Origin of the sequence: Crossiella sp. S99.2, assembly GCF_023094165.1 — a bacterium.
Lineage (GTDB): Bacteria > Actinomycetota > Actinomycetes > Mycobacteriales > Pseudonocardiaceae > Crossiella.
On record NZ_JALMDK010000002.1, the window covers coordinates 907,165 to 924,055 of the forward strand.

Below are 16,891 nucleotides of genomic sequence, written 5' to 3' on the forward strand. Positions count from 1 at the left end.
GCCCCGCGTCCAAGCCGAGCAGGGAGGCGACGTTCAGTGGCCAAGGCCAAGGAGAGCAGCGCGGAGATCGTGCAGGGTCGTTTGGGACCGGCCGAACGGCAGGAAGCCTGGCGCAGACTGGGTTCCGAGCACTTCGACGTGGTGATCATCGGCGGCGGCGTGACCGGCGCCGGCGCGGCCCTGGACGCCGCCACGCGCGGGCTGCGGGTGGCCCTGGTCGAGGCGCGGGACCTGGCCTCTGGCACCTCCAGCCGCTCCAGCAAACTCTTCCACGGCGGCCTGCGTTACCTCGAACAGCTTGAGTTCGGCCTGGTCCGGGAGGCTCTGCGGGAGCGGGAGCTGATGATCACCCGGATCGCCCCGCACCTGGTGAAGCCGGTGAGCTTCCTCTACCCGCTGACCAAGCGGATCTGGGAGCGCCCGTACACCGCGGCCGGGCTGTTCCTCTACGACACCATGGGCGGCTCCAAGTCCGTGCCCGGTCAGAAGCACCTGACCAGGGCCGGTGCGCTGCGGATGGTCCCTGCCCTCAAGCGCAGTGCGCTGATCGGCGGCATCCGCTACTACGACGCGCAGGCCGATGACGCCCGGCACACCATGACGGTGGCCCGCACCGCGGCCCACTACGGCGCGGTGGTGCGCACCTCCACCCAGGTCACCGGCATGCTCCGGGAGGCAGACCGGGTGGCCGGCGTGCACGTGCGCGATGTGGAGACCGGCGCGGAGATCGAGGTCAAGGCGCACGCGGTGATCAACTGCACCGGGGTGTGGACGGATGAGATCCAGCGGCTGGCCGGCACCCGAGGGCGGTTCCGGGTGCGCGCGAGCAAGGGCGTGCACATCGTGGTGCCCAGGGACCGGATCGTGTCCGAGAGCGGCATGATCCTGCGCACCGAGAAGTCCGTGCTGTTCGTCATCCCGTGGCGCAACCACTGGATCGTGGGCACCACCGACACGGACTGGAACCTGGACCTGGCGCACCCGGCGGCCACCAAGAAGGACATCGACTACATCCTCACCCACGTCAACAAGGTGCTGGCCACGCCGCTGACCAATGACGACATCGAGGGTGTGTACGCGGGCCTGCGGCCGTTGCTGTCCGGGGAGAGCGAGGACACCTCCAAGCTCTCCAGGGAACACGCGGTGGCCAGGGTCGCGCCCGGCCTGGTGGCGATCGCCGGTGGCAAGTACACGACCTACCGGGTGATGGCGGCGGACGCGATCGACGCGGCCAGTCCCGACCTGCCCGGCCGGATCATGTCCTCGATCACCGACAAGGTGCCGCTGCTGGGCGCGGACGGTTACCACGCGCTGGTGAACCAGGCCGACCAGCTCGGCGCCAAGCACGGCCTGCACCCCTACCGGGTGCGGCACCTGCTGGACCGTTACGGCTCGCTGGTGCACCAGGTGCTGGCCACCGCCGACGGCAACCCGGAGCTGCTCCGCCCGCTGGCAGGCGCGCCGGACTACCTCCAGGTCGAGATCGTCTACGCGGCCGCCTGCGAGGGCGCGCTGCACCTGGAGGACGCGCTGACCCGGCGCACCCGGATCTCCATCGAGTACCCGCACCGCGGCGTGGAGAGCGCGGAGGCCGCGGCGAAGCTGATGGCCGGCGTGCACGGCTGGGACGACAAGCGGGTCGCGCACGAGATCGAGGTCTACACCGCCAGGGTCGAGGCCGAACGCGACTCGCAGACCCAGCCGGACGACCAGGCCGCCGACGCCCGGCGCTCAGCCGCCCCGGAAGCCCGCCCCGAGGTCATCGAACCAGTCAGCTGAGCACTTGGTTGGCCCAACTCGTACGCCAAGTTGGGCCAACTTGGCGTACGAGTTGGCCCAACTGGTCAGGCTGGGGTGAGGAGGTCGGTGAGGACCTCTTCGAGGTGTTGGGTGAGGCGGCGGGTGTCGACTGGGGCGATGGTGCTCCAGGCGGCGGCGCCGTCCTGGCTGCGGCGGGTTTGCAGGTAGCGGCCCGCTGGGGTGTCGAAGAAGCCGATCACCCGGTCGGCTCGGCGGCGGCGGGCCCACTGCTCCTTGGCGGCCACGCCGAACTGGCCCAGGTCGCCCGCGTCCTTGGTCATCTCGGTGATGACCTGGGCGTCCTCCGGGCGGATGCCGCGTTCGATCAGTTCCGGGCCCAGGCGGTCCGCCGAGTTGCCCGCGGCCGCGGCGGCGGCGTCCAGGTCGGCGCTGGGCAGGGTGACCGAGCGGCCGGGACCCGCGGGCAGCGGGCGCAGCACGGCGATGGCCTCGCGGGGCAGGCTCAGGCCGGAGACGGCCTTGACGGTGAGCTGACCGGAGTCCAGCACGGCCAGCGCGCCCTCCTCCTCGCGCGCGGCGGCCAGCACCCGCACGCTGCGGCCCAGCCACAGCCTGCCGTCCACCTCGCGCGCCGGATCGGCGAGCAGGTGCAGTAGTGCGGAGAGTTCGGCGTCCACCGCGACCGGGCGGCCCAGGCCGCGGGACTCCAGCGCGTCCCAGGCCTGTCGTTCCAGCCCGGCCCGCTCGGTGTGCGTGCGGCCGGGGGAGGGCACCTTGATCACCAGTGGTGGCTGGCCGAGGCCGAGGTGCTGCCACAGCACGTCGAACTCCAGCGCGGTCAGCGCGAACGGCTCCCGCAGGCCCTGCTCGAACAGGGTCACTCGCCGATCACCGGGGGCGCGTACTGGCGGGCGTCGCCGAAGACATCGTCGTCCTCGACCAGGAAGCTCTGGTGTTCCCCGTCCTCCTCGCGCCGGGCCCGTCCCACCGGCGCGGCTGCGGCCGAGCGGGCCGCCGGCGCTGGTTCGGGGTCGAGACCGAGCACGCCGTCCGGGGCGGCACTGCCGCGGCGGGATTCGGCGAGGTGGGTGGCCTCGGCCGCGTCCCAGGCCGGTCGGTGCTGCGGACCGGGACGGGTGGTCGCGGCCGAGGAGGTGGTGCTCTCCACGCGAGGGTGCGGCAGCCCGCGGGCGGGCGCCGGGGTGGTGCCGGTGCCGGACGGCGCGGTGGCACTGGTTCCGGTGCTGGGCGCGGGGGTGGCCGGGGGCGGGGTGACGACGCCGCTGAGCCGGGTTCCGGGTCCGACCGGAGCGGTGCTGCTGCCCGTGGCCGCGGGTGCGCCGGGGCGAGGCGGGGCGGGCACCGGCGCGGAGCCGGAACGGCCGCTGACCGGGCTGGGGGCGCTGCGGGCCGGGGGGACCAGGCGGGGCCGGGCCGGGGGTGGCGCGGTGGCGCCGATCGGGCCGCTGCTCTGCGGGCTGCCGTGGCCGGTGTCCAGGTGCAGTTCCGGCGGTTTGCTGAACTGGCCCAGCGTGGACACATTGGCCGCGGTGGTGGTCTGGTAGACCTCCATCACCTCGAAGGCCCGCTGTTCGGCCGCGCTCTGCGCCGCCTCCTGGATCTCGTAGTCGGTCTGCCCGCCGAAGAGGTGCACCACGCCGGTGACCAACGGGTTCGGCTTCTCCGCGCTGACTTCCTTCGGCGCCGGCATGTCGGCGCGGGCCTTGCCCACGTACTCGGCCTGGAGTTCCGCGGACACCCGCATCACCTCGGCGCCCGCCTGCGCGTCCCTGGCCCACTGGGCCAGCGGGTGCAGCGCGGCGTCGGCGGCCTCGGCGGCTTTGCCGGTCCAGTCCGCCCTGGAGTTGCCAAGGGCCTGCTTGATGTCGGCGTCGATGTCGGCCAGCGCCGCGGACATGTCCGACCAGCGGGTGATCGAGGCGGCTGAGGCGGCCGGCCCCAGTCCGTTGTGCAGCTGTCCGTACAGCTCCGCGTGCGAGTAGCCCTGCCAGCGGTGGTCACTCATTCCTCGCCCCCTTGCTCAGCAGCCGCTGGTGCGCACCGAGTCGGCGTTCCCGCGCTCGGTGGCGCGGTACTCGTACTCGACTTCCTGGAGCGCCCGGACCGCGGTCTGCAACTGCTGCTGGTAGCCCTCCAGGGCACTGAGCGCGGCATCGCCGCCGTCCATGGAGCGGTCGTTGAACTTCTGCGCGGCCTCATCGCTCACCGGATCACCGGCCCAGGGCCGCATCCGCAGGTCGGTGCGGGCGTGCCCGATCTGCGGGGTCAGCTTGTCCAGCGCCTTCTGGAACGCCTTGCGCATGGTCGGGATGGCGGCCTGTTCGACCCGGACCCGCGATCCGCCGCCGTTGACGGCGTCGAGACCGGACTGCACTGCGTCGCCACTGGCGGAATTGGTGCGCGGCACGGTGTCTCCCCGAACTGGACAATCCTTGAGCGGCCACTGTAGCGACCGACAGTGATCACTTGGGGTGGTCTCCGTAACGATCCCACCTACCGGTGAACTGTCAACGGGCCATCAGGGTGGTCATGGCCGCGGTCGCCACCTCCTGTGCGGATGCGCACATCGCGTCCAGGCCCGGCGGCGCCGCGTTGCCCGCGTCGCCGAACTGGATGTCCAGGAACTGGCCCTGCGCCACGTCCACCTCGACGTTGCAGAAGCGGGTCTGCTCGGCGGTGCGCACGATCACCGCGGGGAATTCCGCCACCGTGGCGGCCTTGACGTCGGCCTGGGCGGTCTCCTCCAGCCACACCCCGACGCCCTGCACCAGGACCAGTCCGATGCGCACGGTGAGCGCCCTGGTGGAGTCGCGGAAGTCGCACACCTTGGCGTTGCCCATGGTCGGGTAGCGGGTGGGCAGCGGCGGCCGATCCATGCCCAGGGTCCGGCGCTGGCGGGTGGTCAGCAACGTGCACGGGTCCACCCGATCGAGTTTGATCTCGCGCGGGCGGGGCGGCAGCGAGATCGACGGGGTGGTGATCGCCACCGGCGGCGGGTTGGGCGCGGTGGGCTTGGCCGGCGGGGGCGTGCACGCGGCGAGGACGAGGCAGCCGAGCAGCAGCGCGGGCAGCCGGAGCGGTCTCGACATGCTGGGCACGCTAGCCGACCTCAGACGACCAGGGACCAGGCGAGCACGTCGTGCAGGTCGCCGTCGACCGTGGTGGCCTGGTGCAGGGTGGCCTCCAGGGTGAAGCCGCACTTCTCCGCGACCCGGCGGGAGGACTCGTTGGCCGCGGCGTGCCGGTAGCCGATCCGGCGCAGGCCGAGGCCGTCGATGCCGAAGCGCAGGGCGGTCTGCAGGGCCTGGGTCATCACGCCGCGGCCGCGGTGCTCCGGATGCGTCCAGCAGGCCGCGGAACCGATGCCGCGCACCAGGTCCAGGTCCTTGAGGCCGACCTCGGCGAGCAGTTCGCCGGTGGTCGGCTCGGCCACCGCCCAGGAGCAGCGCAGGTCGTCCTGCCACTCCCGCTCGCGCAGCGCGATGTAGCGGCCCGCGCTGTCCAGGTCCTCGATCTGATAGCCGGTGACCCAGCGCAGCAGCTCCGGGTCGACGAAGGCCGCCAGCACCGCGGGCCGGTCGTCCAGCAGCCGGTCCGCCCGCAGCTGCCGCAGGTAGTACGCGCCCGCGTTGATCTCCACCGGCTCCATGCCGCAGAACCTACTTGCGCTTCTTCTTGCGCTTCTTGCTGCCCTGTCCGCCGTTCCAGTCCTCGCCCCACAGCGAGCCGTACACCGCGCCGACGCCCATCAGCACGAAGATCCACCACCACCAGCCCAGGAAGATCAGCAGCGGGATCCAGGCCGCGCCGAGCACCACCAGGCTCACCGCTGCGGCCCGCTGGGCGGGCGTGCGCGGATCGGTGGGGACCGCGACCTCGCCGCCGCCCTCGATCTTGGCCACCGCGGCGGTGGCCGGCACGCCGTCGAAGCGCGGGTGCGGTTCGGGCAGGTCGGCGAACAGCTCGCGCAGTTCGCCGCGGGTCATCGAGGCGGCCACCTTGCCCGCCCGCTGGTCGTACTCGGTGAGTTGCAGCCTGCCCACGGCGAAGTGCTCGCCGAGCGCGCTCAGCGCCGCGGATCGTTCGGTATCGCTGATCCGCAGTTCAGGCTCGTTGTCCGGCACAACCCGATGCTACTTCGGCTTGAACCGCTGCACTCCCGCCACGATCCCGGCCAGCACCAGCACGCCGATGGCGGCCGCGGTCAGCATGGCCAGCGAGGCCGGCAGCCGGTCCACGATGGCCAGGGTGAAACCGCCGCCCGCCAACAGGGTCAGCCCGGCCACCGGCACGCCGATCAGCACCGCCAGCACTTTGGCCACGGTGTGCGCGTTGTCGTTGGCCTGCGACCGCATCGGCGCCATCGCCATTGGCATCGCCACCTGCTCGGTCAGCGGCTGGTACTGCAGCGGCGCGGGCAGCTCGAAGGTCGGGTGCGGCGCGGGCAGGTCCTCGAAGAGCATGGACAGCTCCCGGCGGGTGCGCGCGGAGACCGCGATGTTGGCCCGCTCGCCGAATTCCTCCGCGGTCAGCCTGCCGACCCGCAGGTGCTCGCCCAGCAACCGCTCGGCCTCGGTCCGCTCGGTGTCCCCGATCCGCAGCTCGACGTGATCCCCATGTGTGCTCACACGGTTGACGTTAGGGATCGGGGACCGCCATGCCCTCGGCCTTTTGGCTATCGGTCGCCGACTTTTGGCTAGGGCTGCCTCGGCGCGGCTATCGCGGGCGTGGCTGTGCGGAGGCGGCCCTAGGGCTGGCTGACGAAGCCGTCGTGCGCCTCGGCCAGCTCCTCCAGGTGGTCCTGCCAGCAGGTGGCCGCCAGGCCGTCGGGGGCGGTCTCCAGGACCACCACCCAGTCCACGTCCTCGGCGTCGTCCTCGCCGGCGAGCATCTCGCGGTGCACGCCGCCGACCACCCAGCCGTCGGCGCGCAACTCCGCCGCGATGTCCTCCGCTTCCTGGCGATCGTGCAGGACCAGCAGGAGACTCTGATTTTCAGTCTGGATTGGACTGTCCACTCTGGTCAGTCTTTCAGCTCGCAGAGCACCGAGCCCTGGGTCACCGTCTCCCCGGCCTTGGCGGACAGGCCGGTGACGACGCCGTCCTTGTGCGCGGTGACCGGGTTCTCCATCTTCATCGCCTCCAGCACCACGAGCAGTTCGCCCGCGCTGACCCGCTGGCCGTCCTCGACCGCGACCTTGACGATGGTGCCCTGCATGGGCGCGGCCACCGCGTCGCCGGAGACCGCGGCCCCGGCCTTGCCACCGGCCCGCTTGCGCGGCTTGGCCTTGGCCGCGGGCGCGCCGCCGCCGATGGCCAGGTCGCCGGGCAGCGAGACCTCCAGCCGACGGCCGCCGACCTCGACCACCACGGTCTGCCGCGGGGCGTCCTCCTCGGCCTCGGCGCCGGCGCCGAAGGGCGGGATGGTGTTGTCGAACTCGGTCTCGATCCACCGGGTGTGCACGGTGAAGCCGTCCTCGGCGGTGAACGCCGGATCGCGCACCACGGCCTGGTGGAACGGGATCACGGTGGCCATGCCCTCGACCACCAGCTCGTCCAGGGCGCGCCGGGAGCGTTCCAGGGCCTGCTCGCGGGTCTCGCCAGTGACGATCAGCTTGGCCAGCAGCGAGTCGAACTGGCCGCCGATCACGCTGCCGCTCTCCACGCCCGCGTCCACCCGCACGCCGGGGCCGGTGGGCGGCAGGAACCGGGTGACCGTGCCGGGGGCCGGCAGGAAGTTGCGCCCGGCGTCCTCGCCGTTGATGCGGAACTCGATCGAGTGGCCGCGGGGTTCGGGGTCGGCGTCGAAGCGCAGCTTCTCCCCGGCGGCGATGCGGAACTGCTCGCGCACCAGGTCGATCCCGGCGGTCTCCTCGCTGACCGGGTGCTCGACCTGGAGCCGGGTGTTGACCTCCAGGAAGGAGATGGTGCCGTCCTGGCCGACCAGGAACTCCACTGTGCCCGCGCCGTGGTAGCCGGCCTCGGCGCAGATCGCGCGGGCCGCGGTGTGGATGGTGGCGCGCTGTTCGGTGGAGAGGAACGGCGCGGGGGCCTCCTCGACCAGCTTCTGGTGGCGGCGCTGCAGTGAGCAGTCGCGGGTGCCGACCACGATCACGTTGCCGTGCGTGTCCGCCAGCACCTGGGCCTCGACATGCCGCGGCTTGTCCAGGTAACGCTCCACGAAGCATTCGCCGCGGCCGAAGGCGGTGACCGCCTCGCGCACCGCGCTGTCGAACAGCTCCGGGATCTCTTCCAGGGTGCGGGCCACCTTCAGGCCGCGCCCGCCGCCGCCGAACGCGGCCTTGATCGCCACCGGCAGGCCGTGCTCCTTGGCGAAGGCGACGATCTCCGCCGGACCGTTGACCGGGTCCTTGGTGCCGGGCACCAGCGGGGCGCCCGCGCGCAGCGCGATGTGCCGGGCGGTCACCTTGTCGCCGAGGTCGCGGATGGCCTGCGGGGCAGGGCCGATCCAGGTCAGGCCCGCGTCCAGCACCGACTGGGCGAACTCGGCGTTCTCGGAGAGGAAGCCGTAGCCGGGGTGCACCGCGTCCGCGCCCGCGCGCTTGGCCACGTCGATCAGCTTGTCCGCGACCAGGTAGGACTCGGCCGCGGTGGCGCCGCCCAGCGCGAAGGCCTCATCGGCCAGGCGCGCGAACGGCGCGTCCCGGTCCGGGTCGGCGTAGACCGCGACGCTGGTCAGCCCGGCGTCCCGGCAGGCCCTGATGACTCGGACGGCGATCTCACCGCGGTTGGCGATGAGCACCTTGCGCAGTGGCACGGCACCTCCATGTGCTGGCGACCCGGAACGACACGTTCTTACGAGACGACACGTCATCGAAAAGGGTGGTGTTCGGCGAGTCTAGGGTCCAGGGGTGATGCACTGGGCGAGAGCAACCTCACGTGCCGTGTCCGCGTTGGTGGTATGAGCACGTTGGGTGAACGACGGAGGTGAAGTGCGGTGGCCGAGCAAACGGCCAGGGTGCCACGGGCGGTGAAGGTCGCGATGTGGTCGTCCGCGGTGCTGACGGTCGCGGCGTTGCTGGGTTCGGCTGTGCTGCGGGAGGCCCCGTCGGCCTCGGGCGGCGTGTCGGGTTCGGCCCTGTCCAGCGCCGAGCTGCGTGCTCCGGCCAGCAGCCCGCCCGCCGGGCCCTCGTTGCGCTGCGGCTCCGGTCCGTGCGTCGAGGTGGACAGCGCCACCCTGGACGGGGTGAAGGTGGAGCTGCTCGCCGACGCGGCGGGCGAGTCCAGCCGGGTGCGGTTCAACGAGGGCGGCGACTCCCAGCTCAACGTGCACGAGACGCTGGCCATCTCCTTGGGCGGCCGGGTGCAGAAGGGCTCGCTGACCTGCGTGGCCACCAGCAAGCACCAGTCCTGCCTGGTCACCTTCGCCCAGTCCGGCGACGGCTCCAGGATGGGCACGCTGTACGAGAAGCCGCCGGGCAGGCCGTGGGTGCGGGTGGAGGCCTCCTACCCGTCCGACCTGGGCGTGTTGCAGCTGCGGGATGTGAACAACGACGGCATCCCCGAGGTGCTCAGTGTGGAGACCGCCTGCGACGGCAACGGCAACTTCCAGGGCTGCAAGCGGTTCGTGCTCCGGGTGTTCAACCACGACGGCAGCTTCGTCGGCTGCACCGCGGTGGTGAACCGCAAGGAGCTGCTGCCCGGCTGGCCCAATCTGGCGCCGACCAAGCAGCAGCTCCGGGAGTGCTGAGCGGGTTCAGACCGTGGCGGGCACCCGCTGCTCGGTCCTGATCTCCTCGGTCGAATCCACGGCCAGCGGGTCGCCGGTGGCCGGGGCGTTGAACACCTCGTCGTCCAGGGTGCCCTCGCTGCGCGCGACCAGCACCGGCACCACCAGCTGACCGGCCACGTTGGTGGCGGTGCGGATCATGTCCAGGATCGCGTCGATGGCGATGATCAGGCCGACCCCGGCCAGCGGCAGGCCCACCGTGGACAGGGTGAGGGTGAGCATCACGATCGCGCCGGTGAGCCCGGCGGTCGCGGCCGAGCCGAACACCGACACCGCGGCGATGAGCACGTAGTCGGTGAAGGAGAGCTGCACGCCGTAGACCTGGGCCACGAAGATCGCGGCGATGGCCGGGTAGACCGCGGCGCAGCCGTCCATCTTGGTGGTCGCGCCGAAGGGCACCGCGAAGCTGGCGTACTGCTCGGGCACGCCGAGGCGGCGGATGGTGGTCTGCTGGGTCAGCGGCAGGGTGCCGATGGAGGAGCGGGAGACGAAGGCCAGCTGGATCGGCGCCCACGCCTTGGCGAAGAAGCGGACCGGGTTGACCTTGCCGACCAGGGCCAGCAGCAGCGGGTAGACCACGAACAGCACGATCGCGCAGCCGGCGTAGACCGCGATGGCGAAGGTGGCCAGCGGGCGCAGCAGGTCGAAGCCGTACTGCGCGGTGGCCTTGCCGATCAGGCCGAGGGTGCCCAGCGGGGCGAGCCGGATGACCCACCACAACGCCTTCTGGGTGATCTCCAGCAGGGACCGGCTGAAGTTCACGAACGGCTCGGCCTTGCCGCCGATCTTGTACGCGGCGATGCCGATCACCACGGCCAGGAACACGATCTGCAGCACCCGGCCCTCGGTGAAGGCCAGCACCGGGTTGGTCGGCAGCAGGCCCTTGAGGAAGTCCAGCCAGCCGCCCTGGCTCTTCGGCTTGTAGCCCGGGTCCACCGGCAGGGTGACCCCCTGACCGGGGTTGGTCAGCAGGCCGACGCCAATGCCGACGAGCACCGCGATCAGCGAGGTGATGCCGAACCAGAGCAGCGTCTTGCCTGCCAGCCTGGCCACCGTGCCTGGCCCGCCGTTGACGTTGCGCAGGTTGGCGATGCTCACCACGATCGCGGTGAACACCAGCGGCACCACGGCCAGCGTGAGCAGCTGGACGAAGGTGCTGCCGATGGTGGCCAGCGTGGTGGAAAGCCAGGTCAGATCGTTTGCCCTGGCGAGAACGCCGAGTAGGACGCCGAGCACGAGACCGGTGACGGTCTGCGCCCAGAACGGAAACTTCTTGAGTGCGGACAGCACGAATTCCCCCAGGGAATCATGGGTTGGGATGGTTCAGGCCTGAGCGGGGGCGAGGCTCAGGCCGGACAGAGCGAACTCGCCAGACGTCCCAGATCGACGTGGCGGCGCTCAGTGAAGAACCATCGGATGCCCATGACTATGGGTAGAACTGTAAATCCTGTTCACGTCTTCCCCGACCCCCTAACGGGTGAGGACAGTCACGTTGAGCAGGCTATTTAACCCAAAGATCAACTACCGAGACGCCGACCGCGCTGAGTAGCCGGCGGGTCAGCGGCAGGCTGATCCCGATCACGCTGCCGTGGTCGCCGTCGATGCCCTCCACGAACCAGCCGCCCAGCCCGTCCAGGGTGAACCCGCCCGCTACGTGCAGGGGTTCGCCGCTGGCCAGGTAGGCATCCAGTTCGGCCTCGCTCGGCGCGGACCAGCGCACCGTGGTGCTCATCGTCTCCTGCGCGCGGGCCACCACCTGACCGCCGCTGATCCGGACCACCGCGTGCCCGGTGAGCAGCTCGCCGGTGCGCCCGGCCATCAGCAGCCAGCGCTGCCGGGCGATCTCGGTGGTCGCGGGCTTGCCGACGATCTCCGGGCCGTCCGGGGTGTCCATCAGCAGCATCGAATCGCAGCCGACCACCACCGCCTCGGTCAGTTCGGCGGTCACCGCGGGCAGCACGGCCTCGGCCTTGGCCGCGGCCAGCGCGACCACGACTTCGGCGGGCTTGGGGTCGGGCAGCGCGGCGGCGACCGCGTCCTCGTCAACGCCGGAGACGTGCACCACGGGGTCGATGCCCGCGGTGCGGAGCACGTTGAGCCGGGCGGGGGACTGGGAAGCCAGAACAAAGCGCACGGCCGGGCAGCTTAGTTGCCCGGCCGTGCGCTTCGAGTCGGCTCTACTTCACGACCTCGATGCGATCCAGGTCCGGCGCGTAGTTGCCGGGGTTGCTGAACTTCAGCGAGTTCGTCCCGGCCTTGAGCTTCACCACGATCTCGGCCACGCCCGGGGTGCCCCAGCCGCCGGTGGGCGGCAGGTCGAAGTTGATGTTGGCGGCCCCGTTCACCCCGACCGCGAAGGTCCGCGGATCGCCGGAGACGTAGCCCACCCGCACGGTGTAGTCACCGGCCCTCGGCACGGTGATCCCGTTGAGGGTGACCGAGCCGTTGCCCAGGTCGCCGACCTTGCGGCCGCCCGAGCAGCCCGCGCAGTCGGCGAGCTTGGCGCCGCCGGCGAGCACGCTGTCCGTCGCCTCGGCCTCCACTCCGGTGGGCTGACCGCCCGGGGTGATCTTGAGCAGCCGGGTGCCGTGCGTGGGCACCTCGGCGGTGAAGCCGTGCTGGTAGGCGCCCATCGAGGCGCCCGCCCAGACATCGCGGACCTGGGCCGGGCCGGTGATGCCCAGTTCGGCGAAGACCGCGTCTACCGGGGCCTTGGCCGCGCCCAGGTTGAACAGCGCCACGGTGTGGCTGCCGTCGGCGTTCTTGACCGACCAGACCTGCTGGTCCACCCCGGTGCGCACCGGCTTGGCAGGCATGCCGTTCTGGTTGATGGCCAGCACCTCGCGGTTGGTCAGCAGCGATTTGCCGAAGCTGTCCAGCTGGGTGAGGTCGTCGCCGATGTAGAGCGGGGCGTTGGTGATCGACCACAGGGTCATGTAGCTGCGCCGCTCGTCCGGGGTCAGGCCGTCCATCACGCCGTTGCCCACGTTGAGCGTGTCCAGGTCGTTCCACTGGCCCGGCTTCGCATGCTGGATCCACTGCGGCAGGTCGGCGAACCGGTCGTCCACGGAGTTCTGCCAGGTCACCAGGGTCGGGCAGTAGCACTCGACGTCGGTGTTGATCCGCCAGCCGGTGGCGTGCTCTTTCCAGAAGTCGATGGCCTTGATGTCGATCGACCAGGAAATCTCAAGGATGATCTTGCGGCCGGTCTTGTCCAGGCCCTTGCGCCAGGCCGCCACGTCCGGGCGGTTGTCGTAGTTGGGGCCTTCCTTCCATGAGCCGGGGCCGACGCCGTCCAGCTTGAAGAAGTCGACCTGCCAGTCACCGAACATCCGGGTGATCGAGTCGATGTACTTCTGCGCGCAGGGCTTGTCGAAGTCGATCTTGTAGGCGTTGTCCCAGCCGTTGGTGGTGCGCCAGTCCGGGTAGACGATGTCGTTGCCGGTGCAGCCGGGCGCGCCCTGGACGGGGAAGTTCTTCCGGTTGGCCTGGTCCAGACCGAAAGCCTCTTTCTGCAGGCCGACGGGCTGGTAGAGGCCGAACTTCAGCCCCTTGCGGTGCAGCTGCTCGGAGAGCCACTTGATGCCGCGCGGGAACTTCTCCTGGTCGGCCTTGGGGCGGCCGTACTCGTCGAACTGCGGCACCCAGCCCCAGGTGTGCCACCAGCCCGCGTCGATGTTGAGGTAGTTGTAGCCGTACTGCTTGAGATCGCGGGCCAGCACCTCGGCCTGCTTGAGCACGTTGGCCTCGGTGAGGAAGCTGGCGCGCCCCTTCGGGTTCACCCCCGGGTAGGAGGTGGTCTGCAGGCTCCAGCTGCTCCAGCCCAGGTACGGCCGCACCGCGGGCGCGGCCTGGGCGTCGGCGGACTGGGTTTCCTGCTGGACCACCGGCGCCTGGGCAGCGGGTGCGGCCTGCGCGGCGGCGCCCAGCCCGCTGGCCACGAGGCCGAGCGCGAGCAGGATTCGGGGTAAGGACCGCATCGTTGCTGACCCTTCACTGGCGGGGACCGGGTTTTGTTTCCTTGGGAAGGAAAATTAGCATCGTGGTGTGCACTACAACAGCCCCCAGCCCACGCCGGCCGGTGCGCTGGTCTTCACCACGGTCCTGACCAGGGGTCCGCTGTCCAGGGTGGAGATCGGCGAGCTGACCGGGCTGTCCTCGGCCACGGTCACCAAGGCCACCCGGCCCTTCCTGGACAACGGCTATCTGGTGGAGGAACGGGCCGAGGACCCCTCCGGCCGGGGCAGACCGCGCAGCCCGCTGGCCATCCGCGCGGACCGCGAGTTCTTCCTGGGCGTCAAGGTCACCGCGGCCGAACTGATCGCGGTGGTCACCGACCTGCGGGCAGGTGTCCGCGCCACCACCCGCCGCCCCCTGCCCGAGTGCACCCCCGAGACCGTGGTTCCCGCCATCGCCGCCCTGGTCGAGGAACTCCTGACCGAACCTGGCCGCCGACCCCGCGTCCGCACCCTGGGCGTGGCCGTCTCCGGCGACATCGACCGGGCCACCGGCGTCGTCCGCTCCTCCCCCTTCCTGGGCTGGACCCAGGTCGACCTGGCCGCCCAGTTGGGCGCGGCCACCGGCCTGTCGGTGCTGGTGGAGAACGACGTCAAGGCCCTCACCGCCGCCGAACGCTGGTTCGGCAGTGGCCTGGGCGCGAGTTCCTTCGCCCTGGTCACTTTGGGCACCGGCGTGGGCTGCGGCCTGGTGGTCAACGGTTCGCTGGTGGCCGGCGCGCACGGCGTGGCCGGGGAACTGGGCCACGTGCCGGTGGTCCCGGACGGCCCGCGCTGCCCTTGCGGTCGAACCGGTTGCGTGGAAGCGGTGGCGGCAGAGCGCGCGATCGTGGCCAGGGCGAGCGAGGTAGCCGGAACCGACCTGTCCCTGGCCGAAGCGGTAGCCACGGCCCGCTCCGGTGACGAGCCGCTCCGCGCGGTTTTCGCCCAAGCCGGCCACGCCATCGGCCTGGGCCTGGCCGCCCTGGCCAACCTGGTCGGCCCGGAACGGATCGTGGTCTCCGGCGAGGGCCTGGCCGCCTACGACCTGATCGGCGAACGCCTCCGCGAAACCTTCACCGCCCACGCCTTCGGCGCCGCGGCCCGCTGCACCCTGGAACTACGCCCGCTCTCCTTCGAGGACTGGGCCCGGGGCGCCGCCGTAGTAGGCATCGAAGCCCTCCTCAGCCCCACCTGACCCAACCCCCCGGTGGCCCGTACCGGTTGGCCCAACTCGGCGTACGACTTGGGCCAACGGGGCGTACGAGTTTGGCCAACTCGGCGTACGAGATTGGCCAACACGCGGGAAAAAGGGAGGCGGGGCACCCCTGAGGGAGGGGTGCCCCGCCTGGGGATTCGTGTGGAGTGTCAGCGCCGCACGAAGTCTCCGTTGGTCTGCTCGGCCGGGTCGAGTTGCGGGAGGTGGCCGGGCAGGTCAGGGGTCAGCGCGTCCCGGGCCGCGGGGGGCACCGTGGCCGCGCCGCCCACGATGGGGAGGGTGACGAAGGAGCGGGCCAGGTCGATGGTGACCGTGGGGCGGTTGGCGGGGGCCACGATGCGGCCCGAGTCGGTGCCCGCGATGATCACCGCGAGGCGGTGGCCCGCGGGGATCACGTGGTCGGTGCTGGCCAGGCGGAAGGTCATGGTGCGGGCCTGGCCGGGCACGATGGGGGTCTGGCTGGTCAAGGACTCCGAGTTGGCCAGGTCGGCCCAGCCGCGGGAGAAGACCTCAAGGCCCACGTTCGCGGTGGTGGTCGCGGTGTTCTTGTAGCAACCGTTGTCGCTCGGGGTGGCCTCGCCCCAGCAGGACTCGGTGCCCAGGGTGCTGATGCCCTCACCGGCGCCCGCGTAGTTGCGGATGGTGGACGGGCCGTAGTGCACCAGGACCGCGCTCAGGTGGGCGGTGCTGGTGGTCGGGGTGACCCGCACGGTCACCGAGCCGGTGCCGGAGATGCGCAGGTCCTTGGCCAGCGGGCCGGTGCTGAACAGGGTCCTGGCGTTGGAGGCGGTGTTGGGGTTGGCGGCCCAGTTCGCCGAGCCCTGGCCCGCGGTGTCGGTGAACTTCTCGGTGCTGCCGGGGGTGGCCTGGGTGGTGCCCAGCTGGCCGAGGCCCGCGTTCTGGCCCTTGCGGATGCGCAGGTTGACCTGCTCGGTCCCGGCCAGCGGCCAGGTCGGCTCGTTCACCCAGGTGTCGGGGGCGCGTTCGATGGTGGCCCTCGGCTCGTTCTCGATGCCGTTGTTCACGCCCAGCAGCCAGCGGTCGAACCAGCGGTGCAGGGTGTCCACCCACACCGAGCGGCGGAAGTCGAACGGGTCCACGTGCCCGGCCTGGGTCAGCCAGATCTTGCGGGTCACCCCGGCCGCGCCGAGCTTGTCCCACCACTGCCCGTAGTGCAGCGTCTTGACGTTGAGGTCGCCCTGGCCGTGCACGACGAACACGCTGGCCTTGACCTTGCTCGCGTTCGGCAGGTAGTCCCGCTCGGCCCAGAAGGCGTTGTAGTCGCCGTTGCCGGTGGCGCCGTTGGTGAGCTTGGTCTTCTGCGCGCCGCAGTCCGGGCGGCCGCCCTTCTCCACCGTGTTGGCCAGGCCGACCGGGTTGAAGCCGAAGGACACGCCGTCGCTGCGGTAGTAGTCGTACCAGGAGCTGATCGCCCCGATCGGCACGATCGTCTTCAGGCCGGGCACGCCGGTGGCGGCCACCCCGTTGGCGATGGTGCCGTCATAGGACTTGCCGATCATGCCGGTGGCGCCGGTGCTCCACGAGGAAGACGCCTTGGCGTTGCCCGCCTTGGTGGTGAACCCGTCCGCGTTGCCGTTGAGCCAGTCGATGACCTTCTTGGCCGAGGCCACGTCCGACTTGCCGCCGATATCGCTGCAACCCTCCGACCGGGTGGTCCCGGCCAGGTCCACCAGCACCACCGCGTAGCCGCGCGGCACGAAGTAGTTGTCGTAGAACAGCGGGAAGCCCACCGGCTGCTGGCCGTTGTAGGTCTTCTTCTCGCTCTCGTTGCCGCGGCCCAGGTTGTCGTAGTACGGGCTCGCGTCCATGATCACCGGGACCTTCTTGCCCTGCTGGGCGGCTTCCGAAGGCCGGACGATGTCCGCGGCGACCCGGTCGATCACGTTGTCCCCGTCCAGGTCGAACCCGGTGGGCACGTACACGGTCTCGCGGATCGCGTTGGCATAGGAGTAGATGGGGTCACTGACCCCGCCCCGCAGCTGGAACGACTGGTTCGGGGACGCGTTGGCCATGGGCACGAGAGTCAGCGCGCCAAAGCTGCAAGCCACGGTGGCCAGCAGCGCGGTGAGTGCGCGCAGTGGTCGGCGGTGGGTCACGAACACCTCCTGTGATCTGCACTGACGCT

Annotated in this window: 17 protein-coding genes; 3 read left to right on the forward strand and 14 right to left on the reverse strand. The window is 71.0% G+C overall.

All coding sequences use genetic code 11. From position 1 onward, the window contains the following. Positions 1 to 36 precede the first annotated feature (36 nt). Complete coding sequence (gene glpD / locus MZC64_RS10825; RefSeq protein ID WP_374205680.1) at positions 37 to 1,779, forward strand: glycerol-3-phosphate dehydrogenase; 1,743 nt, start codon at positions 37 to 39, stop codon at positions 1,777 to 1,779. Positions 1,780 to 1,844: 65 nt separating this feature from the next. On the opposite strand, the gene MZC64_RS10830 is transcribed toward glpD, so the two are convergent. From MZC64_RS10830 to MZC64_RS10870, 9 genes are all read right to left on the reverse strand, one after another. Further along, positions 1,845 to 2,642 carry an ESX secretion-associated protein EspG gene (locus MZC64_RS10830; protein ID WP_247763301.1) on the reverse strand — a complete coding sequence of 266 codons (798 nt, stop codon included), beginning with the start codon at positions 2,640 to 2,642 and terminating at the stop codon, positions 1,845 to 1,847. Beyond that, on the reverse strand, positions 2,639 to 3,787 hold the full coding sequence (locus tag MZC64_RS10835; protein WP_247763302.1) for a PPE domain-containing protein: 1,149 nt from the start codon (positions 3,785 to 3,787) through the stop codon (positions 2,639 to 2,641). The genes MZC64_RS10830 and MZC64_RS10835 overlap by 4 nt, the downstream gene beginning before the upstream one ends. 15 nt (positions 3,788 to 3,802) lie before the next feature. Continuing rightward, a complete protein-coding gene (locus MZC64_RS10840; RefSeq protein WP_221489823.1) occupies positions 3,803 to 4,189 on the reverse strand; it encodes a transcriptional regulator in 387 nt (128 codons plus the stop codon). A gap of 100 nt (positions 4,190 to 4,289) precedes the next feature. Beyond that, positions 4,290 to 4,871: a DUF3558 domain-containing protein gene (locus MZC64_RS10845; RefSeq protein ID WP_247763303.1), complete on the reverse strand. Its 582-nt coding sequence runs from the start codon at positions 4,869 to 4,871 to the stop codon at positions 4,290 to 4,292. Positions 4,872 to 4,891: 20 nt separating this feature from the next. After that, a complete protein-coding gene (locus MZC64_RS10850; protein ID WP_247763304.1) occupies positions 4,892 to 5,431 on the reverse strand; it encodes a GNAT family N-acetyltransferase in 540 nt (179 codons plus the stop codon). Between the two features lie 10 nt (positions 5,432 to 5,441). Continuing rightward, positions 5,442 to 5,906, reverse strand: a complete 465-nt coding sequence (locus MZC64_RS10855; RefSeq protein ID WP_247763305.1) for a DUF1707 domain-containing protein — start codon at positions 5,904 to 5,906, stop codon at positions 5,442 to 5,444. Positions 5,907 to 5,915: 9 nt separating this feature from the next. After that, positions 5,916 to 6,410 (reverse strand): DUF1707 domain-containing protein, encoded by a 495-nt coding sequence (locus MZC64_RS10860; RefSeq protein WP_247763306.1) that lies wholly within the window; start codon positions 6,408 to 6,410, stop codon positions 5,916 to 5,918. Between the two features lie 119 nt (positions 6,411 to 6,529). Next, entirely contained in the window at positions 6,530 to 6,799 is a 270-nt protein-coding gene (locus MZC64_RS10865; RefSeq protein WP_247763307.1) for a hypothetical protein, read from the reverse strand. A gap of 5 nt (positions 6,800 to 6,804) precedes the next feature. After that, positions 6,805 to 8,559, reverse strand: a complete 1,755-nt coding sequence (locus tag MZC64_RS10870; protein WP_374205681.1) for a biotin carboxylase N-terminal domain-containing protein — start codon at positions 8,557 to 8,559, stop codon at positions 6,805 to 6,807. A 180-nt stretch (positions 8,560 to 8,739) separates the two neighbouring features. Here MZC64_RS10870 and MZC64_RS10875 point away from each other — a divergent pair, with 180 nt between their 5' ends. Next, a complete protein-coding gene (locus tag MZC64_RS10875; protein ID WP_247763309.1) occupies positions 8,740 to 9,492 on the forward strand; it encodes a hypothetical protein in 753 nt (250 codons plus the stop codon). A gap of 6 nt (positions 9,493 to 9,498) precedes the next feature. Here MZC64_RS10875 and MZC64_RS10880 read toward each other — a convergent pair whose 3' ends face one another. From MZC64_RS10880 to MZC64_RS10890, 4 genes are all read right to left on the reverse strand, one after another. Then, positions 9,499 to 10,821 (reverse strand): dicarboxylate/amino acid:cation symporter, encoded by a 1,323-nt coding sequence (locus MZC64_RS10880; RefSeq protein ID WP_247763310.1) that lies wholly within the window; start codon positions 10,819 to 10,821, stop codon positions 9,499 to 9,501. A gap of 56 nt (positions 10,822 to 10,877) precedes the next feature. Continuing rightward, positions 10,878 to 10,955 carry a putative leader peptide gene (locus tag MZC64_RS49090; protein ID WP_374205690.1) on the reverse strand — a complete coding sequence of 26 codons (78 nt, stop codon included), beginning with the start codon at positions 10,953 to 10,955 and terminating at the stop codon, positions 10,878 to 10,880. A gap of 77 nt (positions 10,956 to 11,032) precedes the next feature. After that, positions 11,033 to 11,665, reverse strand: a complete 633-nt coding sequence (locus tag MZC64_RS10885; RefSeq protein ID WP_247763311.1) for a Maf family nucleotide pyrophosphatase — start codon at positions 11,663 to 11,665, stop codon at positions 11,033 to 11,035. 43 nt (positions 11,666 to 11,708) lie between these two features. Beyond that, positions 11,709 to 13,511: a glycoside hydrolase family 27 protein gene (locus MZC64_RS10890; RefSeq protein ID WP_247763312.1), complete on the reverse strand. Its 1,803-nt coding sequence runs from the start codon at positions 13,509 to 13,511 to the stop codon at positions 11,709 to 11,711. 67 nt (positions 13,512 to 13,578) lie between these two features. On the opposite strand from MZC64_RS10890, the gene MZC64_RS10895 reads away from it, so the two are divergent. Next, positions 13,579 to 14,724, forward strand: a complete 1,146-nt coding sequence (locus tag MZC64_RS10895) for an ROK family protein (protein WP_247763313.1) — start codon at positions 13,579 to 13,581, stop codon at positions 14,722 to 14,724. Between the two features lie 170 nt (positions 14,725 to 14,894). On the opposite strand, the gene MZC64_RS10900 is transcribed toward MZC64_RS10895, so the two are convergent. Beyond that, positions 14,895 to 16,826 (reverse strand): Xaa-Pro dipeptidyl-peptidase, encoded by a 1,932-nt coding sequence (locus MZC64_RS10900; protein ID WP_374205691.1) that lies wholly within the window; start codon positions 16,824 to 16,826, stop codon positions 14,895 to 14,897. Between the last annotated feature and the right edge of the window lie 65 nt (positions 16,827 to 16,891).

Excerpts from the sequence above, each read along its gene's own strand:
- MZC64_RS10835 (WP_247763302.1), bottom strand. The coding sequence starts at position 3,787 with ATGAGTGACCACCGCTGGCAGGGCTACTCGCACGCGGAGCTGTACGGA.
- MZC64_RS10845 (WP_247763303.1), bottom strand. The coding sequence starts at position 4,871 with ATGTCGAGACCGCTCCGGCTGCCCGCGCTGCTGCTCGGCTGCCTCGTC.
- MZC64_RS10850 (WP_247763304.1), bottom strand. The coding sequence starts at position 5,431 with ATGGAGCCGGTGGAGATCAACGCGGGCGCGTACTACCTGCGGCAGCTG.
- MZC64_RS49090 (WP_374205690.1), bottom strand. The coding sequence starts at position 10,955 with ATGGGCATCCGATGGTTCTTCACTGAGCGCCGCCACGTCGATCTGGGA.
- MZC64_RS10890 (WP_247763312.1), bottom strand. The coding sequence starts at position 13,511 with ATGCGGTCCTTACCCCGAATCCTGCTCGCGCTCGGCCTCGTGGCCAGC.